This window comes from Spartinivicinus marinus, from assembly GCF_026309355.1.
GTDB classification, from domain to species: domain Bacteria; phylum Pseudomonadota; class Gammaproteobacteria; order Pseudomonadales; family Zooshikellaceae; genus Spartinivicinus; species Spartinivicinus marinus.
Window position 1 is genome coordinate 3829131 of record NZ_JAPJZK010000001.1, and the last position, 23975, is coordinate 3853105.

The 23975-nt window shown below is 39.8% G+C and carries 17 protein-coding genes; 7 read left to right on the top strand and 10 right to left on the bottom strand.

Annotated elements, in window-relative coordinates; genetic code table 11:
• Nucleotides 1-97: 97 nt before the first annotated feature.
• Together tssH and OQE68_RS17460 are read left to right on the top strand one after the other, a co-directional pair.
• The gene (tssH, locus tag OQE68_RS17455) at nt 98-2728 is read left to right on the top strand and encodes a type VI secretion system ATPase TssH (RefSeq protein ID WP_180570291.1); all 2631 of its coding nucleotides are present in this window, start codon (nt 98-100) and stop codon (nt 2726-2728) included.
• A 208-nt stretch (nt 2729-2936) separates the two neighbouring features.
• Nucleotides 2937-4586: a sigma-54-dependent Fis family transcriptional regulator gene (locus tag OQE68_RS17460; RefSeq protein ID WP_180570292.1), complete on the top strand. Its 1650-nt coding sequence runs from the start codon at nt 2937-2939 to the stop codon at nt 4584-4586.
• Here the strand turns inward: OQE68_RS17460 and OQE68_RS17465 are convergent, their stop codons facing one another.
• Nucleotides 4587-4952: a PilZ domain-containing protein gene (locus OQE68_RS17465; RefSeq protein ID WP_180570293.1), complete on the bottom strand. Its 366-nt coding sequence runs from the start codon at nt 4950-4952 to the stop codon at nt 4587-4589.
• A gap of 256 nt (nt 4953-5208) precedes the next feature.
• Here OQE68_RS17465 and OQE68_RS17470 point away from each other — a divergent pair, with 256 nt between their 5' ends.
• Together OQE68_RS17470 and OQE68_RS17475 are read left to right on the top strand one after the other, a co-directional pair.
• A complete protein-coding gene (locus tag OQE68_RS17470; protein ID WP_180570294.1) occupies nt 5209-5595 on the top strand; it encodes a hypothetical protein in 387 nt (128 codons plus the stop codon).
• The gene (locus OQE68_RS17475) at nt 5588-5896 is read left to right on the top strand and encodes a hypothetical protein (RefSeq protein ID WP_180570295.1); all 309 of its coding nucleotides are present in this window, start codon (nt 5588-5590) and stop codon (nt 5894-5896) included. Before OQE68_RS17470 ends, OQE68_RS17475 begins: the two co-directional genes overlap by 8 nt.
• A 69-nt stretch (nt 5897-5965) precedes the next feature.
• Here OQE68_RS17475 and OQE68_RS17480 read toward each other — a convergent pair whose 3' ends face one another.
• Nucleotides 5966-6406 carry a lysozyme inhibitor LprI family protein gene (locus OQE68_RS17480; protein WP_180570296.1) on the bottom strand — a complete coding sequence of 147 codons (441 nt, stop codon included), beginning with the start codon at nt 6404-6406 and terminating at the stop codon, nt 5966-5968.
• Nucleotides 6407-6904: 498 nt separating this feature from the next.
• Here OQE68_RS17480 and OQE68_RS17485 point away from each other — a divergent pair, with 498 nt between their 5' ends.
• Nucleotides 6905-9514, top strand: a complete 2610-nt coding sequence (locus OQE68_RS17485; RefSeq protein ID WP_180570297.1) for an ankyrin repeat domain-containing protein — start codon at nt 6905-6907, stop codon at nt 9512-9514.
• Nucleotides 9515-9651: 137 nt separating this feature from the next.
• On the opposite strand, the gene OQE68_RS17490 is transcribed toward OQE68_RS17485, so the two are convergent.
• Together OQE68_RS17490 and OQE68_RS17495 are read right to left on the bottom strand one after the other, a co-directional pair.
• On the bottom strand, nt 9652-10692 hold the full coding sequence (locus OQE68_RS17490) for an IS481 family transposase (RefSeq protein ID WP_180572032.1): 1041 nt from the start codon (nt 10690-10692) through the stop codon (nt 9652-9654).
• A gap of 105 nt (nt 10693-10797) precedes the next feature.
• Nucleotides 10798-11178 (bottom strand): ABC transporter substrate-binding protein, encoded by a 381-nt coding sequence (locus OQE68_RS17495; protein ID WP_180570385.1) that lies wholly within the window; start codon nt 11176-11178, stop codon nt 10798-10800.
• A 441-nt stretch (nt 11179-11619) separates the two neighbouring features.
• On the opposite strand from OQE68_RS17495, the gene OQE68_RS17500 reads away from it, so the two are divergent.
• Both OQE68_RS17500 and OQE68_RS17505 read left to right on the top strand, forming a co-directional pair.
• Nucleotides 11620-13320, top strand: coding sequence for an Hsp70 family protein (locus OQE68_RS17500; RefSeq protein ID WP_180570384.1), 1701 nt, complete (start codon nt 11620-11622; stop codon nt 13318-13320).
• Nucleotides 13317-14105, top strand: coding sequence for a hypothetical protein (locus tag OQE68_RS17505; RefSeq protein ID WP_180570383.1), 789 nt, complete (start codon nt 13317-13319; stop codon nt 14103-14105). Before OQE68_RS17500 ends, OQE68_RS17505 begins: the two co-directional genes overlap by 4 nt.
• A gap of 62 nt (nt 14106-14167) precedes the next feature.
• Here the strand turns inward: OQE68_RS17505 and OQE68_RS17510 are convergent, their stop codons facing one another.
• The 6 genes from OQE68_RS17510 to OQE68_RS17535 form a co-directional block, all read right to left on the bottom strand.
• Nucleotides 14168-19546 (bottom strand): DNA repair ATPase, encoded by a 5379-nt coding sequence (locus OQE68_RS17510; RefSeq protein ID WP_266195766.1) that lies wholly within the window; start codon nt 19544-19546, stop codon nt 14168-14170.
• A gap of 101 nt (nt 19547-19647) precedes the next feature.
• On the bottom strand, nt 19648-21765 hold the full coding sequence (locus OQE68_RS17515) for a flotillin family protein (protein WP_180570381.1): 2118 nt from the start codon (nt 21763-21765) through the stop codon (nt 19648-19650).
• Nucleotides 21766-21804: 39 nt separating this feature from the next.
• On the bottom strand, nt 21805-22437 hold the full coding sequence (locus OQE68_RS17520) for an OB-fold-containig protein (protein ID WP_180570380.1): 633 nt from the start codon (nt 22435-22437) through the stop codon (nt 21805-21807).
• A 15-nt stretch (nt 22438-22452) separates the two neighbouring features.
• Nucleotides 22453-22788: a hypothetical protein gene (locus tag OQE68_RS17525; RefSeq protein ID WP_180570379.1), complete on the bottom strand. Its 336-nt coding sequence runs from the start codon at nt 22786-22788 to the stop codon at nt 22453-22455.
• Nucleotides 22789-22824: 36 nt separating this feature from the next.
• Nucleotides 22825-23463, bottom strand: a complete 639-nt coding sequence (locus OQE68_RS17530) for a hypothetical protein (protein WP_180570378.1) — start codon at nt 23461-23463, stop codon at nt 22825-22827.
• Nucleotides 23464-23475: 12 nt separating this feature from the next.
• The gene (locus tag OQE68_RS17535; protein WP_180570377.1) at nt 23476-23883 is read right to left on the bottom strand and encodes a YjfI family protein; all 408 of its coding nucleotides are present in this window, start codon (nt 23881-23883) and stop codon (nt 23476-23478) included.
• Between the last annotated feature and the right edge of the window lie 92 nt (nt 23884-23975).

Below are 23975 nucleotides of genomic sequence, written 5' to 3' on the forward strand. Positions count from 1 at the left end.
TAGTAAGCTGTCAATAAGTAGTTGTTAAGTAATCTGCTAGCCTAGAAATGTTACAACTTTTTTTGATTTGAATGAGTCTAAGTAAGGTATTAAGTATATGAAGCTGGATCTCAACATTATCATTTCTGCGCTCTCGCCAGAGAGTCGTAATGCAATGGAAAATGCCGCCAGTCGCTGTGTGGCCCGCGAAGGCTACGAGATTACTGCAGAAGATGTACTGCTTGAGTTAATGGCTGAGGAAGAGGGTGAAGTTCAGAAAATTCTGAAGCATTATGAAATTGAGTTAAGCCAGCTGGAAAAAGCCGTGCAGCGAGAGCAGGATATGCGTGGAGGGCACCATGGTCGCCCAGTATTATCACGCTTTTTACAGGATTGGTTGCAAGAGGCGTATATATTAGCCCATGTCGCACTGAAAATGGATGCCATTACCCCAGGCATTTTAATTTGTGCCATTTTAGATAATGAGCTGCGCTTCTCCCGTCACGCTTATTACGATGTGCTAAGAGCAATCCCTGTTGATGAGTTAAAGCAGTTGATTCAAGGTCGCTGGGAAGATGATCACAAAGGTGCTACCGCAGGGCAATCAGTAGGCCATCAGTCTGGTGAGGGAAGTGCTTTAAGTAAATATACGATCAACTTTACTGAGCAAGCGCAGCATGGAAAAATAGATCCAGTATTCTGTCGTGAGCAAGAAATACGACAAATGGTTGATATTTTGTCGCGTCGTCGCAAAAACAACCCCATTTGTGTAGGGGAGCCGGGTGTTGGTAAAACAGCTGTAGTTGAGGGTTTAGCTTTAAAAATTGTTCAAGGCGATGTGCCTTCGGTATTACAGGATGTCACCCTGTTAGGCTTGGATATGGGTTTACTGCAAGCCGGTGCCAGTGTTAAAGGAGAGTTTGAAAAACGACTAAAAGCCGTTATTAATGAAATTCAGACTTCCGTTAAGCCTATTATTTTATTCATTGATGAAGCCCATACTTTGATTGGGGCAGGTAACCAAGCAGGGGGTGGTGATGCGGCTAACTTATTAAAACCCGCCTTAGCCAGAGGAGATTTACGCACAGTTGCTGCAACTACCTGGTCAGAATATAAAAAATATTTTGAAAAAGATCCTGCTTTAGCCCGTCGCTTCCAGTTGGTGAAATTAGACGAGCCGAATGCCCATCAAGCAGCCATTATTTTACGTGGTTTAAAAGGTATTTATGAACAAACCCATGGGGTGTATGTGCGGGATGATGCAGTAGAATCCGCGGCTAGGTTATCTGATCGTTATGTTTCAGGTCGTCAGCTACCTGATAAAGCAGTTGATGTATTGGATACAGCCTGTGCCCGAATTAAAGTCAGCCTGGCTTCTAAGCCCGCACAAGTTGAGGATGCAGAATTTAAATTGGCCACTCTAGATCGTGAGCGCTTAGGGATTGAACGAGATCGGCAGCTGGGGGTGCGCTTAACAGAAGACCGACTAAATGAATTAAATGATGAAGTTACTGAAGTTTCAGAACACTTGGTGATGTTAAAAGACCTCTGGCAACAACAGCGGGATAAAGTTAATGAAATTTTGGAGTGGCGAGACAAACTGTACCAAGCACAAGAGGCAGAAAAAGCCACAGAAGAAGAAGGAGAGCCTGAATTAACAGTAGCTGAAATTACGGCGTCTTTACAGCAGGCTGAAGATGAATTAGCTGAGCTACAAAAAGAATTTCCATTGGTCAATTATGAAGTGAGCCCACTAGTGATTGCCCAGGTGATTGCAGCCTGGACAGGAATACCTGCCAGTAAAATGTTGGCTGACACCTCTGCTGGAGCATTAAACTTTGTGGAGCAAATGCAGCAACGGGTGAAAGGTCAAAACCATGCGGTGGTTGAAATAGATAAGGCGCTAAAAGCAGCTAAAGTAGGGCTTAATAACCCAGATACTCCGACAGGTGTCTTTTTACTGGTTGGGCCCAGTGGTGTAGGTAAAACTGAAACCGCTTTGAATGTGGCTGATCTGAATTTTGGTGGTGAACGGTTTATGACCACCATTAATATGTCAGAATTTCAGGAAAAACACACGGTATCGCGCTTAGTCGGGTCTCCTCCAGGGTATGTGGGATATGGTGAGGGTGGCGTATTAACTGAAGCCGTACGACAACGACCTTATTCTTTGGTATTGCTTGATGAGGTGGAAAAAGCTGATCTTGAAGTCATGAACCTGTTCTATCAAGTTTTTGATAAAGGTACTTTGTCAGATGGTGAGGGCAGAGAAATTGATTTTAAAAACACCCTTATTTTTATGACTAGTAACCTAGCTTCTGACATTATTTGTAAACTATGTGAAGGTGGTAATAAACCAACCCAAGAAGAGTTGTCTGAAGCAATTAGACCAACCTTAAGTGCTCATTTTAAACCTGCTCTGTTAGCCAGAATGAAAATAGTGCCTTTCTTCCCCATTGGTCAGGAAGTAATGGAGGATCTGGTTGTGCTTAAACTGCAAAAACTGGGTAAAAGGCTGCAAGAAAAGCAGAAGCTTGAGTTGGTGTATGGAAATGACTTTATCGAGCAAATGGCTTCCCGTTGTACAGAAGTAGAAGCTGGCGCCAGAAATATTGATCAGCTGATAAATGGTGCCCTTTTACCGAAAATATCCGATTGCTTGCTAAACTTGGCAGGTGAGCACGAACAATATAGTCAATTACAAGTCAGCATTAGTGAAAATAAGGAGTTTATCGTAACCCCACAATAAATTTTACCTCTACTTGAGTCTAATTACCCTGCATTAGCAGGGTAATTGTAGCCAAAGCGAATGGCTTTTCGGGGCGACCGTCGAGCGATGAAACCCCATGAGTTTATGTTTTTATAAATGATTGAGGTGAATTGTGACGACAACAAACCCTAAAAATCATTCGAGAAGGGTATAGAATCAAAAATTTTATTTATGAGGTATGGAGACCGTGCAGTACCATCAAACTCAACTTCAAGCTTTACTTGCATCAACCACTGCTTTTGCCACTGAGCAAAATACTAATGCATTATTAAAAAAAATTGTTATTCATGCAGGCGAAGTGATTTCCGCAGAAGGTGTGGCTATTTTTGTTTTGGATGTGACGAAAACCTATTTAAATCTAAAAGTAGCCAAATGGCTGGATGAAGTACAAGAGGTCAACGAAACAGAAGGTATTCCTCTGCAATCGGTTGGTCAGTTTAACACAGATAATATCTGTGTATTTGCTGCATTAACTGGTAAACCACAGTTGATTGATGATATTTATGCGGGGTTTATAGGCTTCGATTTTTCATCCATTTATGAACAAGATAAACGTTATGATACTAAAACCCGTTCGTTAATGGTGGTGCCGTTGCGTGATCATGAAGAAAAAACCTTGGGGGTGCTGCTATTAGCCAATGCCAGAAATCAGCAGGGGGAGCCTTCTTCATTTGTTGCTATGGAAGCATTAGCCTTATCCTTTGCAGCCCATGCTGCAGTGGCATTAAATAATGCGTATTTAATTGATGCCAATAAAAAGTTAATTGATTTACTGGGTGAAACCAATCAGCAGCTTGAAAAAGAAAATAAACACTTAAAGCAAAGTCGTAAACGTTTAAATAACTACCAAATTATTGGTGAAAGCCAGACGATGCAGCAGGCATATGCTTTAATGGATAAGGTGGTTGCCTCGCCCGTTAATGTCTTGTTAAGAGGCGAAACTGGCACTGGTAAAGAAGTGTTTGCCCGAGCTATTCATAATAATAGTGAGCGTAGTAACAAACCTTTTATTACTCAGAACTGTGCGGCTGTGCCTGAGCAATTGTTGGAAAGTGAACTATTTGGCTACAAAAAAGGTAGTTTTACTGGTGCAACTACTGATAAAAAAGGATTATTTGATGAAGCAAATGGTGGCACGCTATTTTTAGATGAAATTGGCGATATGCCATTAAATTTGCAAGCAAAGTTGTTAAGAGTTTTGCAAGAAGGGGAAGTACGGCCATTAGGGGCCACTCAGTCCCATAAAGTGGATGTGAGAATTATTGCAGCTACCCACTGTGACTTGGAGGGAAAGATAACTGCGGGCAGTTTTAGAGAAGACTTATACTATCGATTGAGTGTTTTCCCTATTTTTCTCCCTGCCTTAAGAGAGCGGGGGGATGATGTTATTGTATTAGCAAAGCATTTTATCCGGCTATATGCGAAAAACTATGGTAATTTACCCGCCCGACTAGCCCCATCCACAATTGAAATACTTAAAAGCTATTCATTCCCTGGTAATGTTCGGCAATTGCAGAATATTATAGAGCGAGCAGTATTATTAGTAGAGTCAGGTACAGCTATTTTACCAGAGCACTTACCAGAACAGGTCTGCAATGCTGAATCAGCAGAGTCAGTTGGCACAGAATTACAAACCTTCTCACTGGAAAATTTACCTGTTAAACAATCCTTAAAAAAAGCAGTTCAGGACTATGAAAGTGCTTTAATTGAACGCTATTTGCAAGCCAATAACTGGAACCAAACTCGTACTGCAGAAGTACTCAATATGCCAAGACGAACATTAGTGGAAAAAATTAATCGCTATAAAATAGTGACTAAAGGGAAGCGAGATGGATAACTAACCAATACCCTCTACATCTGAGCCTTCTGCAAAATGGGCTAAGAATGCTTGGTCTTCGGGTTGAATCTCTGTAAACAGCAAACCTAATTGAAAAAAATCTTCTTTTGCTAGCACGTGGCGAACTTCAGCCATGGTGTTGATTACTATTTTTTTGTTTTGAATTAGTGCTTGAACCGTTAATGAAATAACCTGGGGCTTTTTAAAATAGCCCTCTGTTGCTATCAATACACCATGTTTTGAAATGTTAACTGTGATAGCAGGAATCGTTCGGCCTTGTTCATCATCTTTGAGAGCGGCTTGCCATTTAACTTCACGCCTTATAGACCGCCGCTTTTCATGGAAGGATGGAGTACTAATAATCATCTCTCTTATATCTTCAACAAAGATCAGTTGTTTTCAAAAAGGTTTTGAAGTGCCTAGATAAGAGTATAGCAACAAACCTGCGATATGCCTCCAGCTCCACGTTCTCAAGCATTCTAGGTACTAGCTCTTAGCAGATTAGCTACTCTTGTGCATCTATTGTTTAGACGTACGCTTCCCGTCTAAGTTGAATTCTATCAATCAAAGGTATCCATACTTCAACTATACTCAAAAAACTGGGTTTTCATTTAAAAAGTATATGCAGCGATTAAAAGTTATCATTTTAATGTGTTTTATTATTGGAAGGTTTTCGGAAGGGAAAGAATATCTTGTTGGTGTAGAAAATACAATGTACTACCCTCATTATAATTTTACTAAATCTAAAGAAAATGAGAGCTATGCAAAGGTTGTTTTTGACCTCTTTGCTGATAAAAAAGGATATAGATTGAAATATTATTCGCTACCAATTAAACGCTTAAAGGAAAGTTTTTTGATAGAAAAAACACTTGATTTTTTATATCCAGATCATCCTTGGTGGACACCAAATATGAAGAAAAATGTGCGGGTTGTTTATAGTAAAACAGTGGTGACTACCATTGGGGGAACGTTGGTTTTGCCAATGAACAAAGGACGTGGAATTGATTGATCAAAAAAAGGTAACAATTTATCGATCTAGCGATGCTCCTAATCTGTTAGAGATGGTTATATTAGGGCGAGTAGATGGAGCTGATATGGAGCTTTCAGTAGCAAATTTTCATCTTCAACGCATGGTTAAATTGAAGTCTTTAATAGTAGATCCAGACTTGCCTTATGTGTTAAATCCTTTTCATTTGTCTACAATAAAGCACCCTGAGATTATTCAAGAGTTCAACATGTTTTTAAAAGAAAATGAAAAAAAACTCACGAGCATAAAGCAAAGCATGAATATTATAGAGACAATTGAGTGAGGCTCGGTACACCTCATACACTTAAATTGTTAGCTAGCAGTGACTTTATCAATGTTGAAAAACCATCAATCAATAGTTGCTTAATTGAATGGTTCGTAGCTTGGTATGGTAGATATTACAAAACATGACATCAACATTCGAAATGCCACGAGCTACTACCCCAATTCTGTCGCAGTCAGCATTACGGAATTTGATCCACGCGCGCTGTGAGTGTTTTAGTGCATTACGGCTATCTTTTGCAAGAGGTCCTTCAAATCCATTTTTCATTAAGCTTTGATAAGTTTTATTTAGCTCGCTGTCTGCCTGCTGAAATAATTTTTCTGCACATGCCCAATAGTTATCTTGGTTACCATCCTTTTCATACTGCTTGTGACAGGTAGTATTTGAGAATGACGCTTTAATATCCGCAATAGGGTCAGCTAGTATTGCTGAGGGGGTTATTGTCAATGCCGAGAATATTGTGGCCGCGAAAACTCTTTTTATGTCGATAAAAGAAGTTATTTTTACCATCTTGCTCTCCATTTAAATATCCATCTTACCATCTTAGCCTTATGTAACAAAACCTATTACTCTAAAAGTTACTTTTTGTGAAACTATAACAGAACCCTGCTATTTTCAAGACATCTTAGTTATTAAATTGCAATAATTAGAAACAAGCATAATAATTCGCAGACTGGGTAATCCTATCATCATTATCACCATAGGCTGTAGATGACTAGACTGACTTAGTTGATGTATTGGCTATTGACCTGTGTGTCTATGCAGTGATGATGATCCACTATGGATAATACCTTTGACAACCATGTAACAAAAAATAACATAACGGCTACATATTAGAGGTGTCCTTAAGCTTTGTAGGATCTAGCGCAGTACACTTTACCCTTTTATTGTCGTACAATAAAAACAGCTCAGAGTAAGAAGTTGCTAGATAAATATCAGTAATTACTTGCTCTGATTATGGTATTACTTTTTTATGCTTCTATTGGCACTATACGGAACTTAGTCACTATGCCTCAAGCTGTATCATCATTTTCTTCCACCTTTTTTAACAATGTATATCAGCCTACTTACGACCCTAATCATTCACAGCAGGGATTGAATGATTCTGAAAGTATAGGTATTCGGTATCTCCCTAATCTACACAAAGACTTATCAAGTTTCCGGCACTCTCCTGATTTTTCTAAATTTGAACAAGAGTACCGACAAAATTTAACTGCCCTAAAACGGCTTGCTCAGGATTGGCAGATTGACTGTAACCAGGCTTTTTCGACACTAGAAAATCGGTTGTTTGATAACCCGGCTTATTTTGGTCCTATGATTGATACCTTATATGGTATGGGAAAAGAGTCAATGGATGAACTGGTAGGGCTCTTTCAAAATGATAAAATACCTTTGCATACTCGGAAAAATGCACTACAAAATTTAGCTCAAGGGGTTACGGTGTGTTCAGAAGGTACCCTATCCAATATTCTCGTCACTGCAAGAGAGCTTGCACTAGCGGCAGGTGGCATAGCAGAGAGCTTGCAATATTCAAAAGAAAAATCAATTGAGCAAATAATTGCTGGTTTTGTTAGAAAGCAACATAACCCCAAAAAAACTTATGAAATTCACTATGTAAATGCATACATGAATGCGTTAGCTAAACAGTTTGGTTTGAGAGAAATTAAAGATCGTTATACTTCAGAAGTTGCAGTGACTTCTGAAAATGTCAAAGCAGCTTATCGTGAAGTTTTCGAAAAATTAAGCCCTAGAGTTGTAATTGAGAGCTTACTGCAACCTTTAAATGAAGAAATTGAGTCTGCCTGGCAACAATATAAAACCTTAAGAGGGGAGGCTGTTTCAAAGCCTATTAGTTTTGAAGATTATAGTGCAGATATTTTTACTACTGATGAGCACACTAGTCTACACCAAAAAATTGAAACTGCTTTAGATCAAATGGATCGTAAGCTTGGGTTAGCTCCTGGTGAATCTCATGTCATTAAGCACGAAGATTTATTTATTTTAAATGATGATAGTCTAAGCCTTCAGCCAGGAACAACGTTGGCAGCCTTATCACTAACACGTTTTTTAGAAACTCAAAACTGGCTATCAGAGACTGCTGAGCTTGCTTATTTTTCAGCTAATTCATCACTAGCCCCAAACCAATTAAGTGTTGCTTCATTTACGACTTTAAAACAGCCAACTGCTGAAATTATTAAAAAAGGCGAGTTGTTTTTTATTCAAACTTTTGTACCTAATAGTCCTCAGCAGGAGCTACGACTGTTAACAGCAAAAGACCTGATAGACCTGGTACCTGACTATTGGCCGACAGGGAATGATCATCAGAATGATTGTATTAATCTAGTATCTGAAGCCATTAATAACACACGCAATACTGAGTATTTATTAGATTTACCTCCAAAAATCTTAACTGCTTCCAATCAATGGCAGCACTTTTTTGACCGTTTAAGCAGTAAGCAGACAAATGACTATATAGAGCGCCATACAGATGCTTTAGCTGACATAATAAAGCAGGCTCCACAAGGAACTTTAGCAAGAGGTTTAATGAGCTGGGCATTAAATACCAAAAACTCAAACTGGGTCGAGCATCTTTTAACCATTAATGTGTCGCCTAATACCCGTTTAGAAAAACAACAAACACCATTAATGATAGCAGCCAGTGCTGGGCAGTTTGATATAGTTGAAACGCTCTTAGTTTCAGGTGCAGAGCTTAATTCGACTACAGTTGATGGTAAAACACCGGCGATGTTGGCAGCTGAAAATGGTCATGCAGACATTTTAGATTTACTGCTAACCAACGATAAACGTAATATAGAAAGTCGTGACCAATCAGGTAATACGTCTTTAATGTTGGCTGCTGCCCAGGGGCATATTCAAGCTATTAAAGTGCTTTTACAGCACCAAGCAAGGGTTGACTCATCTAATAGCTACTCTCGTAGTACAACACCGCTAATGTTAGCTGCAGAAGCAGGCCACTATAAGGCAGTAGAACTACTAGCAAAAAATAAAGCAAGCACTGAAAGGCTAAATGAGTATGGTAATACTCCACTTATGTTAGCTGCCGGGGCTGGTCATCCAGAAGTTGTTAATGCTCTACTGAAATATGGAGCTGATATTGAGTCCTATACACAGCCTCAAGATTATACACCATTGATGAAAGCAGCAGCTAATGGAGAAGTTGCCATTGTTGGGCTTTTGCTTAGGCGTGGTGCAAATCTCCATGCGACATCATGGGATGAAAGGACGGCTTTAATGCATGCAGCAAAAAATGATCAGAGTGAAGTAATTAGATTATTAATAGAAAATAAGGCTAAGTTAGAAGCGGAAGATGATGAAGGAAAAACTGCACTTATGATAGCCGCTGAAAAGAACTCGCTTAATGCTGCAAAAGTCTTATTAGAGTTAGGTGCTAAACCTAACCACTTTGGTTTGAGAAAAACTTGGCATCCATTAACACTCGCAGCCAAAAAAGGGCATTTAGCAATGGTTAAACTGCTATTAGAGAATGGTGCGGATATTAAAGCTCGCTCAAAATTACATTCTGCTGAACATTATGCTAGGAAGCATGGGCACTTAGAAACAGCAGAATTTTTAGCAAGTTATGCCTTTCACGAATGATTTGTAAAGTCAGGACTTTAGAGTAAGTCTGACTCAGTGATTAATCACTGAGTCGAGGTTAATTAGGTTGATTTCTAATTTGTAGTGGCTCAGACCTGATCGTACAGTTACCCACTTTTCTACAGGCATCTGTCAGTTTAGATTTGAGCCAAATTCTTTTCCGCCCAAACCGACTTACCATCCAGTAATGTTTGCATTGGAGTTCGTCCACAGCATTTTTTACCTTGATGGGTTCGTTTAATATTATAGTAATTTGTCCAATCGTCTAAATCTTTTTGCAGTTCATCAAGAGTCGTGTAGAGCTTTTTCCTAAAAACAACTTGATAAAACTCAGTTAAAATCGTTTTATGGAATCGCTCACAAATACCATTGGTTTGTGGTGACCTCGCTTTTGTCTTAGTGTGATCAATATCGCTTACTGCCAGATAGAGCTGATAATCATGGTCTTCAACACGCCCACAGTACTCTGTCCCCCTATCGGTTAATATTCGTAACATCGGTAATTGCTGCTCCTCAAAGAAGGGTAATACTCTGTCATTTAACATATCAGCAGCAGTGATCGCTGTCTTAGTGGTATAGAGCTTAGCAAAAGCCACTTTACTGTAAGTATCAATAAACGTTTGCTGATAAATACGTCCTACGCCTTTTAAATTGCCGACATAATACGTATCTTGAGAGCCAAGGTAACCAGGATGCATGGTTTCTATTTCACCACAGGCTTCGTCATCCTGTTTTTTTCTTTCAAGAGCAATGACTTGCGACTCCGAAAGAATGATACCTTCACGCGCCACCTTCTCTTCCAAGGCTTTTAATCGCTTTTTAAAATTTTCTAGATTATGCCTTAGCCAAATAGATCGAACACCACTTCCTGAAACGAATACACCTTGTTTTCTAAGCTCATTACTTGTTCTTGCTTGCCCATGAGCAGGGTACTCAACAGCATGTGCAACAACTGCATTCTCAGTGGAATCATCAACACGGTTCTTGAGGTTCGGTGTTCTTCTGCTTTGGTTAGCAAGCGCTTCTACCCCTCCTTCCTCAGCAAGCTCTTGATAACGATAAAACGTATCACGCGATACACCCATAATTTTACAGGCTCTAGAAACGTTACCAAGCTCTTCTGCAAGATTTAATAAACCAACTTTGTGTTTAATGATGGGGTTGCTAGTATGGATCATTGAGAGTTACCTTTGTGCTTTGATTTAAAGATGATGATGCCTTTAAGAAAAGCGGGTAACTCTCTCTTATGCAAGAAGTAAATGTCAGATTAGGTCGAGACTAATTCATCTAATTGCCTGTATCTCATCTTCATAAAGTAGTGTTTGACTTGCTTTTATTTCTATTAGTGGTTTCATGATTGGTAATGAGTATTCTGGACTGTACTTGAATTTTTCCGCATAAACAGAAGTTACCATTTGACCGTCAAATGTACGTATATAGCTGTTGCCTCGTGTGCTAGTAAATGCCAACCCTTTTAGAGCTTGTGATACTTTTTCAGGTGTATAGCTAGCAGCTTTTTTAACCGCAGTCTGCCATGCTGAGATTGCATCGTAAGTACAAAATGAAAACTCTATTGGTATTTCATTATATTTTTGTTTATAGGTATCAAATAGTTTTTTGGTTAATGGGTATATGAATGGACTGTTGTCATCGCACCGGATCACCCAGGAGATGTGTTACCATCACTCTTCACCCCTAAAATGAATTGTGACTGATATATAATCAGCGGGTGATAATTTTTCGAGAAAATCAAAATTTATTTTTATATGTTTTTATACACTTTAGGTGCAGCTGCTATTAGTGGTGTTGATGGTAGAAATAAAATGATTTCCGAGTTATGCGTGCTTTAAGTCACAGTTTAGTTGCTGCCTGCTTATCTTTATTAAGCGTGCTATTTTGGGTTTCTCTAATATCGCTTCTCTTTGACATTGGTCTGGCGTTTAAATTGCTAAAACTAGATTGAATTCTGCTTACCCTCGCTGATTTTTTGTTACATTAGTGAATTATTCTTTTAGTAAGTAGCGTACTTTTTGAGTAGTTCATGGCCAAGCGAATGTCAGATGTAGCTATTGTTTTGGTTTTTCAGTGAATAGGGAATTAATAGTATGAGTATCATCGGTATCGATTTGGGAACCACTAACAGCTTGATAAGTGTTTGGCAGAATGGACAGGCTGTTGTTATCCCAAATGTGTTGGGTGATGCTTTAACTCCATCTGTAGTGGGGTTGGATGATAATGGTGAGGTGCTTGTTGGTAAGGCAGCTAAAGAACGCTTATACACACACCCAGCCGTTACGGTTGAGTTGTTCAAACGGTATATGGGGAGTGAAAAAGAATACTCGTTAGCCAATCATACATTTAAGCCTCAGGATTTAGCTTCTTTTGTGTTACGAGCACTTAAAGCGGATGCGGAAGCTTATTTAGGCTGCGAGGTGACAGAGGCGGTTATTAGTGTGCCTGCTTATTTCAACGAACAGCAACGACGTGCCACTCAATTAGCAGGTCAGCTGGCAGGCTTAAAAGTAGAGCGACTTATTAGTGAGCCAACTGCTGCTGCATTAGCTTATGGCATGGTAAGTCCTGATGTTGAAAAACATTACATGATTTTTGACTTAGGCGGCGGAACCTTTGATGTATCTGTATTGGAACTGTTTGATGGTGTAATGGAAGTTAATGCCAGTGCTGGTGATAACCACTTGGGTGGAGAAGATTTTCTCGATGTACTTTTAAATTATTTTTGTGAAAAAGTTAACGCTAATAAAGAGGAATTAACCCAGGCAGCCTATACCCATTTACGGAGTCAGGTTAATCGAGCCAAACACCAACTGAGTACTCATCATCAAACAACAATACAGTTTAAGTATAATGATGAGCAGGCATTGCTCACAGTCACCCGAGACGAATTTGAAAAACTCTGCGAGCCATTAATTAACCGGCTTAGGCTGCCAGTAGAGCGAGCACTGCGTGATGCCAAAATAAAACCTGCTGATGTGGATGAGCTGATTTTAGTCGGTGGTTCAACTCGAATGGTATTGGTTCGCTCTCTAGTGGCAAAGCTGTTTGGCCGACTGCCAAGTTGCCATTTAAATCCAGACCAGGTGGTTGCTATGGGGGCTGCGGTACAGGCTGGGTTAAAACAAAAGGATCAGGCGCTAAGAGAAATAGTCATGACGGATGTGTGCCCTTATTCACTGGGAGTAGAAGTGTCATCTAGCCGTGTCGGTTATTATGATTCTGGGCTTTTTAGTCCCATTCTTGAACGTAATACTGTTGTACCAGCTTCGCGAGTAGAGCGTTTTACTACTTCCTCTGACCAGCAGGCAAAAGTAAATATAAAAATCTATCAGGGAGAAAGCCGACGAGTTAAGGACAATATTAAGCTGAGTAATTTAATGATAGAAGTACCCCCCAAACCAGCTGGTGAAGAAGCGGTTGATATACGTTTTACCTACGACGTGAATGGTATTTTAGAAGTAGAGGTTAAAGTAGTATCAACGGGGCAACAGGCGACAACTGTTATTGAAGAATATCCTGGCTTGCTTACTCCGGCAGAAATTGCCGCGAAGCTTGCTGCTTTATCTGAAATTAAAATCCACCCACGTGATAGCATGGAGAACCGTTTATTAATGGCACGGGGAGAGCGACTTTATGAGCAAGCACTGGGTGAACAGCGTGAGTATATTGGTGAGCTATTAATGGAATTTGAAACGGTGCTAGCGCAACAAGATACTAAAAAAATACGGCAGGTGAATAGGGACTTAAACCAATTATTTGATGAAATAGCAGCAGAATTATATTTATTATGAGTTGTTGGGACATTCTTGGCATAGAGTCTACTGAAGATATCAAAAAGATTAAGCATGCTTATGCCAGCAAACTAAAATTGTTGGATCTAGCGACCCAGCAAGCTTTATTTGAAGAACTTCGTAGGGCGCTGGAACATGCAAAAGTGCAAGCCCAGTCTGGCTTGCAAAACCAGTCACTGCCGTTTAATAGTAGGCAAAAACCTAAAGCACAGAGCTTGGTTGTAACCCAACTGGATGACTTTGTTATTCAACTGGAAATCTTATATGCAGATTTTCCGCGCCGAATCCAACTGGAAGAATGGCAGCGACTACTGGCTGATTTACCTCATTGGACTCTTGATAGAAAACAGACTATTAGTGATGTATTGTTTGGTTTCTTATTGGAAAATTACTATCTGCCGCCAACAATTTTAGTTTATCTGGAGCAACAATTTGCTTGGGGTGAGCAGCAGCTACAATTAATCAAGCATTATAATGAAACTGATATAGAACGGTTGTTTGCGTTAATCAAGCAACCTTTGGAGTTTCCCAGCTTTGAATTTTTGCAAGATTTACCCAGTCAGCTCTCAGACCGTTATATAGAATTATGTTGGACTGGCCGACAAGCGCTGTTAAACAACCATTTTGATAAAGCCCTTAATTGTTTATTAAAAGCTTATGGCATATATAAAAAGGACCCTTATTTACTACGCTTGCTGGGTAATGCCTTTGAACGGGTTGGTCGTAAAAATCAGGCATTGGACTGCTATTATGCAGGCTCTGAGCTAGTAAAAGATGATTATTAGACTTTATTACCATCCTTAGTGCTTAGCGATGGTAATAAAGCCTAATAATCATTCGTAAATAGCTAAGGTTTTACAGGTTTTGATCCTGTCTTTGGAGTTTGGTAACGTTGCAGACGATGAGTCAGTTCGTTCACCTTACGTAGTATATTTTGGTCAAGTCCAATTTTATGATTCATTGATGTTACTACGGGCATAAAACTTGTCTCGATAGTCATCGCTAAGGTACGAATAATATCTTCTAAGTTTTCACTTGGCTGATTAACAATTTGAATATTAGCTTGTTTCTCGGTAATTGCTTGACGTAATGTCTGTATGCCATTTTCTAATTTAGCACCACTATCTACTTTGGTGATTTGTTTACCTACTTGAGTTAATACAGTAACTAATCCATTAACTTGCTTATTTAATATGGCCATGCTTTGATCTTGTTGTTGGCTAGACTGCTGCAAGTGTTGACCAACAGTTTGTAATTGGTCGGTTAATTGTTCTAGCCAGGTGCTGGTACCTTGCTGGCTGGCCAGTGTGCTGTTAATGGTTTGAAGATTGCGATTAATAGTGACCACTTGATTAGCCATTTGCGTAATACTATCAGCGTCATCGCCTCCCAGCGATTGAATACGCTGAAATTCTTCCTGGATTTGTTGCCAGCGGCTTTTTTCTGTATCAGACAGACTATTACGTAAAGCGCCAAGTTTTAGTAAGTTTTCTTCTGCTCCATTGGTTAAGGTTTGGGCTTCACCTAAATAGTGATCGCCGATTAGCGATTGCAGCTCCTCGTCATTCATAATCGCAACCACTTTTTCAGCCATCTTATTCATATTACGATAGCTGCCTTGTAATTTAAAAGGAGGCTCTGTGCGATATTTATCGGCTGTAGCTGCTGAGCGGATATATTCCTGGTTAACTTTAAGTACCACATCCTGGATTTTAAATAACCGCTGCAGTACGGCAATAATTTCATCCAGCTCAGCCGCACTGTATTGATAGCTTAATTCACTGGAAGACTGTTCTTTATTTTGTGTCATGGTAATTATTTTATAAATATCAGCCATGTCACGATTAGCAAGTGGTGCCAGTACTGGGTTTGAGGTAAGTGCATTTTCGATATAACTGAGCTTAAATTGCTGGTCACTGCCACTTAATACATCACCCAGGTTATATATATCAGCCCGGTTGGCCAGCATATCAGGAATCTTAAATACTTCTCCTGATTCGGTATAGGGGTTGCCCGCCATAATCACACAGAATTTTTTCCCACGCATATCATAGGTTTTTGTTTTGCCTTGCCAAACCCCTTCTATACGACGGGTACCATCACAAAGGGAGATAAATTTTTGTAAAAATTCAGGATGAGTGTGCTGGATGTCATCTAAGTAAAGCATGACATTATTGCCCATTTCTAAAGCTAAATTGAGTTTTTGCAGCTCTTGGGCGGCAGTGGCATTGGGTGCTTCTTGTGGATCAAGGGATAATACATTATGACCTAGGGCAGGGCAGTTGATTTTCATAAATATCAACCCTAACCGGTTAGCAACGTATTCCATTAAAGTTGTTTTACCATAACCAGGTGGTGAAATAAGTAATAACAGTCCCATTAAATCTGTACGTCTATTATCACCTATGGTGCCCATTTGTTTGGCTAAGTTATCACCAATAATAGGAAAATACACATCATTTATAAGCTTGTTACGTACAAAAGAAGCTAAAGGTTTGGGTTTGAACTCATCTAAACGGAGAGACTCTCGTTGTTCTTCCATTAATTGGTGGCGTAGTTCGCCAAAACGTTTAAATGCAGGTACATCGGCTAAATTAAAGTGAGTGAGTCGATCATTAAACTCTGCCAGATTAAAGCTTAAGGTACTGCTATTAATTAAAGGGTGGTCGCCTAGCAAGTCGCTGATTTGCTGTTCTGCCTGGAAGGCAACGGTCATAAATGAGATGTCGTGCTCTAGTAAAATATAGCTGGTTGCATCTGCCAGGATAATATCAGCATAGTCGGTTGCTTGTTGTTGGCTATAGGCTTCTAACCAAGCAGTGACCAGTAGCCACTGTTCTTTTAACTGGCTTTTTAGTTGGGTTAAGGTATCCAGCAACTGACGACGATGATTAATTTTCTCAAGGAACTGCATGCACTGTTGAGCAAGTTCAACCCCTTGTTGACTGACTGTAAATTTTAAGTCGCTATCCCCCAATGACTCAATTAAATAATTGGCTGCATTATCAATTTCTGAGTCACTAAAAGCTAATAATTGGTTTTCATTAAATTGTTGTAGTTGCTCGACAATAGCGTTTTTAGCTTGAAGATAAGCTTGGTTGCTGTTCAGGTTTTCAATCAATAGTTTTGCGGTATAACCTTGGCTTTTTAGACTGACTTTCTGCTCTTTATCTAAACCGTATACCCAGAATAATGCTGCAGCAGCACGGGCGCGTGCCGAATAGCTAAGACGCTGTTGGGTATTTTTAAGACTGGTGTACTTTTGAATAATTTTTACTGCATCGTGGTCATGGACCCCTTTTTCATATCCTTCCTGATATCGAGGGCTGGCAAAATCACGAACGGCTTTTAGCAAGTCTGATTCATTAAGTAATAGTTTTTGCAGCTTTTCATGACTCATGTCTTCTTGTTGCAGTTCAGCTGCCTGTAAAAATTGATAAGCCAGATATTCTGCTCGATAAACTCGATCATTTTCAGAAACCAGGCTTTGCTGCCAATAGGTTTTTAATTGGTTTAACTCTTCCGACACAAGTGGTTGGTAAAAATTGGTACCAGTTAAGTGTAAATACAAACCATCCTGACGGGGAAGGATGGTGGTATCTAGAGTTTGGGTGTTAACACTGAATTTGTGTTTACCCAGCTTAATGACCTGACCACTTTCTTCATAGATATCCTGTTTATCTCGCAGGGTTTTTAGAGCTTGATCTTTAATGCTCTTTAATGAGGCACTTAGTTCATCTGCTTTTACTGACTCTTTCAGTTCAACCAAGCGCTTTACCAGGTTATGAACTTTCAAAATCATCGTATCTGAAGCAAAAAATGTATTTATTTGATCTGACTCAGTAAAAGTCTGGCTTCGTCGCTCAATGCCGGTTAATACTCGTTTAGCAGAGTCGTAAAGACTTTGAGCTCGCCGTTGTCGTTCTTCTAATAAAGTTTGCTTTCTTGCTTCAAAGGTATCGTACAACTCCTCACGCTTTTGCAAAATATCAGCAAGAAACTGATCATGCTCGGCAAACTGAGTTTCAATTTCTTCTAATTGGATGGCCAGTTTGGATAATTCTTCATCACAGCGTTCTGGTGTATCAGTCAAGCTTAAGGCATTGGTAATGGATAAAGAAAATAACCTGAATTGTGCACCAAACTCTGCAACTGACTCTTTGCTGCTTAATTCTTTCAGCCGGTTATTGGCTCTGGCTTTAGTTTGATTAAGTTTGGCATAAATTTCCGAAATAGTTTCTAATACTTCAGTGCGCTGTGGAGCATCTTCAACATCCAGTGTCGATAACATATTGGTCAGTAAATCCAACCCACTGGCAGTTTCTTCGATCGTGTCTAAGGTATCTTGTAACGTTTTAACGTTTTCAGCCTGGCCGGCTTTAGTATCTAATTCTGTGATTTTTTCATGATAAGGGATTAGTGCTTGGTCTGAACTGATAAATTTGACAGTGGCCTGGCTGATTTCAGCCAACTTGCTATCAAGTAGTTCATTAAGCACTTGTAAGCGTGCTTGATTGATATAGCGAGTGTCTTGGATTGTTAAAAGATGGCCTTTATGCTTTTTCAAGCTATCCAAGGCATTAACAAATAAATCAGGGCTATTCCAACGTTCTGGAGTCAGATTGCGAATGAGTTCTGTTTGTTTGGTTTCAGCTTCTTGTAAAACCTTTTTAGCTGTTTTTTGGATGTGCTGAACTTTTTCAAATTCATCTAAAACCATCTCTGCTGTTTCAACGATGGTATGGACATCTTTTGCTAGATGATCAACAGCTGCTTCGTCCAACCAGTAATAGTTATCGAACAGTACTTTGCATTGAGCAATTAATCCTTCATAGACATTAGTGCTGGGGCTTAAATGTAAAACTGCTTTAGATATGCTAAAAATGTCGGATACCGCACGCACCAGCTCAGCATTACCAATAGTGGCTAGGAACCCGCCTGCGGTTTCTTGGGCTGCTGCATGTTCGTCAGAAGAGTAGGGGGTTTGCCATACCTGCATCGGGTGAATCCGGGTAGGTTCAGTACTGGCTGTCGTAAAAATGACCATTTTACCTTCTGGGTACAAACCATAGCCATGACACTCAATTGGGTTGGCCAGCTCTTTTTGAATTAGATTATAAGAACAAAGGACAAAGCGGCCTTCTTCAGCTTCATAAAACACATAAAGCACATCTTCGCCATTAGGGGCTTTTATCGTGCGCTTGTATTCTAGGTTATCAGTGTTGATTGAGCTGAAAGTTTTGTGTTCGCCGCCGGGCAGGTAATAACCGCCTGGATAAATAATGCCATGGTCTTCAGGCAGCTGGAGACAAGACAGGCCAATTTGATCAACTCTTACAACGGTATCAAGCAGAGCGTTATACACCAAATAGCGCCATTGCTGCTCCCGATAGGGTTTTATTTTTAATAGAATTAACTGGCCTAACTCAGCAAAGCAGACTTCAGCATCATCCAACGACTGGTGTTTATCTTCTACTGGTTCGCTGTAAATCCCTTGTCCTGTATCGGTATTGTCTTCTATTTTTACTGTTAGATCACCATTAATAGTTTCAACAAACAGTTTGTTGAGAATATTGATATGGGGGTGATCACCAAGTACATGGTCTTCTCGCCCGGTTTTAGTCCATTCAAAGTCGTGGGAAGGGGGAAGGGTAAAATCACGCTCACCACGGTTATCAACATATTGAATATGATCTTTGGTGATTTGCCAGCGAAATACGCGAATATCAGTAATTTTTTTGCCAATTTGAAAAGCAGCCAGCAGACTGGATTCTGAAACACGCAATTGAATAAGTGTTGCTTGTTTGTAGTAGGTATATAACTCGTTAAAATCTTCTTGGAATTTAGTGCTGTCTAAAAAGCTACCTTTAATAGGGACTTCTTCAAGCTGAAATTCATTGTTTTCTTCTTTTAACTGATATAATGCAAAAACATCTTCTATACTGGTCTCTTGTTTAAGGCCTATATAAACGTTGTAACCAAATAACAGCTTTTTGCCAATGCGAACAATATCCCTGGCAACACAATTATTTTCAGTGCGGGCGCGGGTACGACCAATCACTTCTAATTGAGTTTGACCAAAGGTATTAATGCGTTGCTGGTTAAGGGAAGCCGATTTTTGCTTTAACTGTTCTGCTTGTTCTTCTAACCGCTTGCGTAAAATATCATAGGCGCCGTCTTGGCTTACGGCTTGGGCAAGTTGCTGATCTGCTGAGTTGACTTCCACTGTAGAATACCTCTTTGCCATGCAATGGAGATGTTGTAAAAAGACACTATAACAAGGAGAAAAGAGGGCAGTGATAATTCATTGCCCTTGACATTTAGTGATTAACTCTCATCACCGGGTTGCAGTTTTTCTTTAGCTGTTTCAAGTAGTTTCTTAGCAGCTTCAGTGTCTTTTTTATTGGTTGCATTAGCTAAAAAGTGAGTGAGAATACCCGCCACTTGTTGGATAGTTGAGGACTTCTCTACAGCACCATCAATCGCTTTACCCACCGAAAGCGACTTAACAAACGAGTCAAAGTAATCTCCACCACCGCCAACAATATCAATTTTGGCTTGTTTCATCGCTTCAGACAGCACTTGTGCTTGATAGGCTGCGATGTCTTTACTGATATCAATTTCAGCCATTTTTTCAGCATGAGACGTATCCAGCTTCATTCTAAACTCTTCATGATCACGGGCAACGTCGCTCATACTGGCCATTGCATCAAACTTCTCGCGTAAGCCATCGGCTTCTGCTTTAAAGCGCTGGCGAATCGATTCTGCTTCAGCATTGCCTTGCTTTTCAATGGCCTCCGCTTCAGCCACTTTCACTTTCACTTGTACTAAGGCTTGTTTTTCTTCACTGAGAGCATCAGCATCTTTTATTCTTACTTCAGCCATGCCTTGCATTTCTTGGCCTTTTGCTTCAGAAGCCATTTTTTCAGCGGTCACTTTCGCTTCAGCAAGCCCAACCTGCTCTGTACCCTGTGCTTCTGCTTGCATTTTTTCTTTCAATACACTGGCTTCTGCTAAACCCGTTTTTTCTAAGGCCAACGCTTTCGCTTCTTCAACCTCGGCTTGGGCTATCCCTGGTGCTGCGATTTCTGCTTTAACCCCATCAGCCAAGCGGATTTTGGCTTGCGCTTCTTTTTCAGAAATTTCCAGTTTAGCTTGTGCTAAAGTGAGTTTTTGCTTGGCTTCATGTTGTGCACATTGTTCTGCCGCTTCAGAAGCTTTAATTTGCTTAACTAAAGCTTGCTCCGCTTCCGCTTCCGCATCAGTGACGGTCACTTGTTTTTGTCGATCCGCTTCAGCCACTACCCGTAAGGTTTTTATTTGTTCTTCTTCTTCTGCAACTGTGCGATCAACAGCGATTCTTTCACGTACTACATCGGCAATAGCTTTACGCTCTTCTTCCAAGGCTTTTTCTTTGGCAATGCGTTGCAGTTCCACTTCTTTTTCACGGGAAATGACTTCTAACTGTCTGACCCGCTCTACTTTTTCTGTTTCAATGGCTAAAGCACGCTCGCGGTTTTTTTCGGCAACTTCAACTTCCCGTTGTTTGTTTTGTTCTTGGACTTCAATTTCCTGACTGGTCTCGATACGAGCCCGTTCAGCTTTTAACTGTTCTTCTGCTTGTACTTTATCAATTTCAGCTTGTTCCCGCGCTTTAACCGAGGAAATTTCTCGCTGTTGTTTGGCCTCTGCATCGGCTTGTTGACGTTCAAGCTCCAAAATCATTTCTTTGGCTTCAACATCTTTCTTTTTGATTTGCATTTCTTCTTCACGCTGCAACTCATTTGTACGAACATGTTGTTGCGCTGTGAGTTCGGTAATTTTCCGAATCCCCTGAGCGTCTAAGATATTGTGATCATCAAGCTGGGTAATAGGGGTTTGCTCGATGTAATCAATGGCTACATCACTTAAATCATAACCACCTAAATCATTATCAGGAGGGCTTAATTGCTCAATAATTTGTTCTCTAAATTGGGCGCGCTCACGATAGAGATCTTCAAAGTCCATTTGCTTGCCCACGGTTTTTAGTGCTTCAGAAAACTTAGCGCTAAACATCTCTTCTAAAGTTGTTTGATCAGAAGCACGATTACAGCCTATTCGCTCTGCTACTTTTAAGACGTCATTAGCATTCTTGTTTACTCTCACAAAAAAAGCGACAACGATATCAGCGCGGATATTATCTTTGCAAATTAAGCCATCGGTGCCTTTACGACTGATTTCGATGGTTTTAAGGGAAATGTCCATAAATTCTTTTTTATGGACAACAGGCCATACAAACCTGCCAGTGAAAGTGACTTCAGGTTCTTGGCGCATGGTGTTAACAATCATGGCAACACCTTGCTCGACTTTGACATAAAATTTATTTATCGCAACTACAGTGGCAATAAATGCAATGAGTACTAATAGAATAGTAACTGCTATTGGGATTACGCCAGATAGGTCCATTTTTTACTCCTTTGTTTTATTGAATGTATTTTGGGGGGGTTAGTTATTGATATCCAAGTCACCAACAAGGTAAGTATTTTCATCTTGGTTATGTTCTAGAATTGTCACCTTATCACCCTTTTTTATAGTATTAGGTTCTTTATGGCGGATATTAAGGATGAGTTCAGTACTACCTAGATCACAAATAGCTTGGCCAAACTTTTCAGTAACTTTACTAGTGCTAACAGTGCATTCTCTGCCTACTAAAGTAATCTTTTCATAATTACTTTTGAAAAAAGGTTTTATAGGCCTGATACAGCGTGCGGTTAAAATAATAGAAAGACCACAACTCACTACAATAATGCCTGTACCGACTATCCATTTAAGCCAATTAAAAGGCAAAAGTTGGATTAAAAATAATGAGGTAAAGTAGGTGATCAACCAACCCCACAGTACTAAGAACGAGACTATTATGGTAATTGGTACGCCAGTTAGGCCAAGTGTCACCATTAAGCCGCTAATGCCGCTGAGACCTTCTACATCACCATCGGCTTCTATTTCTGCATCAGTATCTAAAATATCGATGTCCATCATTCCTATAAGTGCAAATAGCCAGTAACAAATGACGATACCTAATAAAGTAGTGTAAATAGCAGTTGGAAATGAAATGATGGTGTTTAAAAAGGTTTCCATATAGTAAATGCCTTGCTATTCAGTTTGGGGTTTAGAAACATGTTCTACCAGTAATTCTGCAGCCAAATGTTTTATTTCTACTTTATTACCAGGGTCGAGATTAAATTTGTCTGCGAGAAATAGAAAATCCTCTTCTGTAAGTGAAATAGATAGCCTAAGCCGTTGTGGTTTTCGATGAACTGGCAAACCAAGAATTTGTCTAACTCGATCTGAAGGGTTTATGCCCCTATCGACTGCTTCTCGACGAATTTGTAACTGAATTTCAGCTCCCAAATCGAAAGCAACTTGTACGGCTTTAAGCGCTTTCTTTTCCTGTTGCCATTTTTCTGGAAGCTTGGTGTCTTTAGTCATAAAAAATGCGTATGTTTGTCAGGTGAATTAATTAAGTTAAGTTTTGGGCTGCATTAACTGACGAATGGTTTTAACCTCGGTATTTTGGGCTATGCTATGCATAGTGCCATTACACCAAGATGGCTGACTGTTTTTTGTAGTTTTATGTCTTGTCAGCCCTTTGTCTTTTATGCAGCTGGCTGTAACCAGTGGTTGACCCGTTTGCTGTAAGTGTCCAGCGACGGCGAGGTTTATCTGACTAACACCGTCAATATTAGTTTGAATAAGTCGTTCACGTTGTGCTTCTATCAGCGCATGTTCACTTCTTTCAATAGCCTGTTTGGTTTTTTCAATCAGACTGGTTAGATCATGATATTGTGCTTCTATAGCCTCTAAAGCAACGGAAAGAGTAGCGCTCTGTTCTGATTTTAATAATGCTTTACTTTCATGCCCGGTTGATAATAAGTGATCAATTTCTTTTTCTAAATGTGCCAGCTGCTTGGCTTTATCATTTTTATGTTGCTCTAGCTCCGTTACCAGCGGTTGCTTACTTGTCAGCGTTTCTTTAAGCTTTTTTAGTGTTGCAGCATTTTCTTTAATAATGTTATTAATTTCTTCTGCTGAATGAACCGTGGGTTGTTCTAAGCTGCTGAGTGACTGTTCTAGTTTGCTTAAAAAAGCTTTAATTAGATTCATAATACACCTTGTTTACACTAAATATTCTGCTAAGGCACTAGTGGCTTCCATGGCATTATCATGAAGCGTAATAATTTCATGCAATATATCTTCAAAACTGGATTGTAGCGATAAAGCACCATATATAAGATACTTGTCGTCTGTTTTAGCAAAAGAAGACAGTGGCATCGGTACATTAAGCTCTAGTAACGTATTTAATAATGCTTCTTTACTACCAGCTTTAACTTCTTGGTCAGTCCATAAATAAACAATGCATAGTATTTGTTGGCTGGTAATAGTGACGTATACCGGCAGTTCATCCAGCTCTTTTACAGTGACTTGTAGCACTGGAGGGGCGCCTGGTATCGGCTGACAGTCGAAATGATAGGTGTCGTGATATGACAAAGCGTTAAACTTTTCTGCCAGCTTAGTGACATCCATATGTGTTCCTTACTTCTGATAAAATGCAGTAACTAGCTTGATTGTTAGCTTTTTGTTACTACGAGTATATGATAGCGACATAATATGTCAGT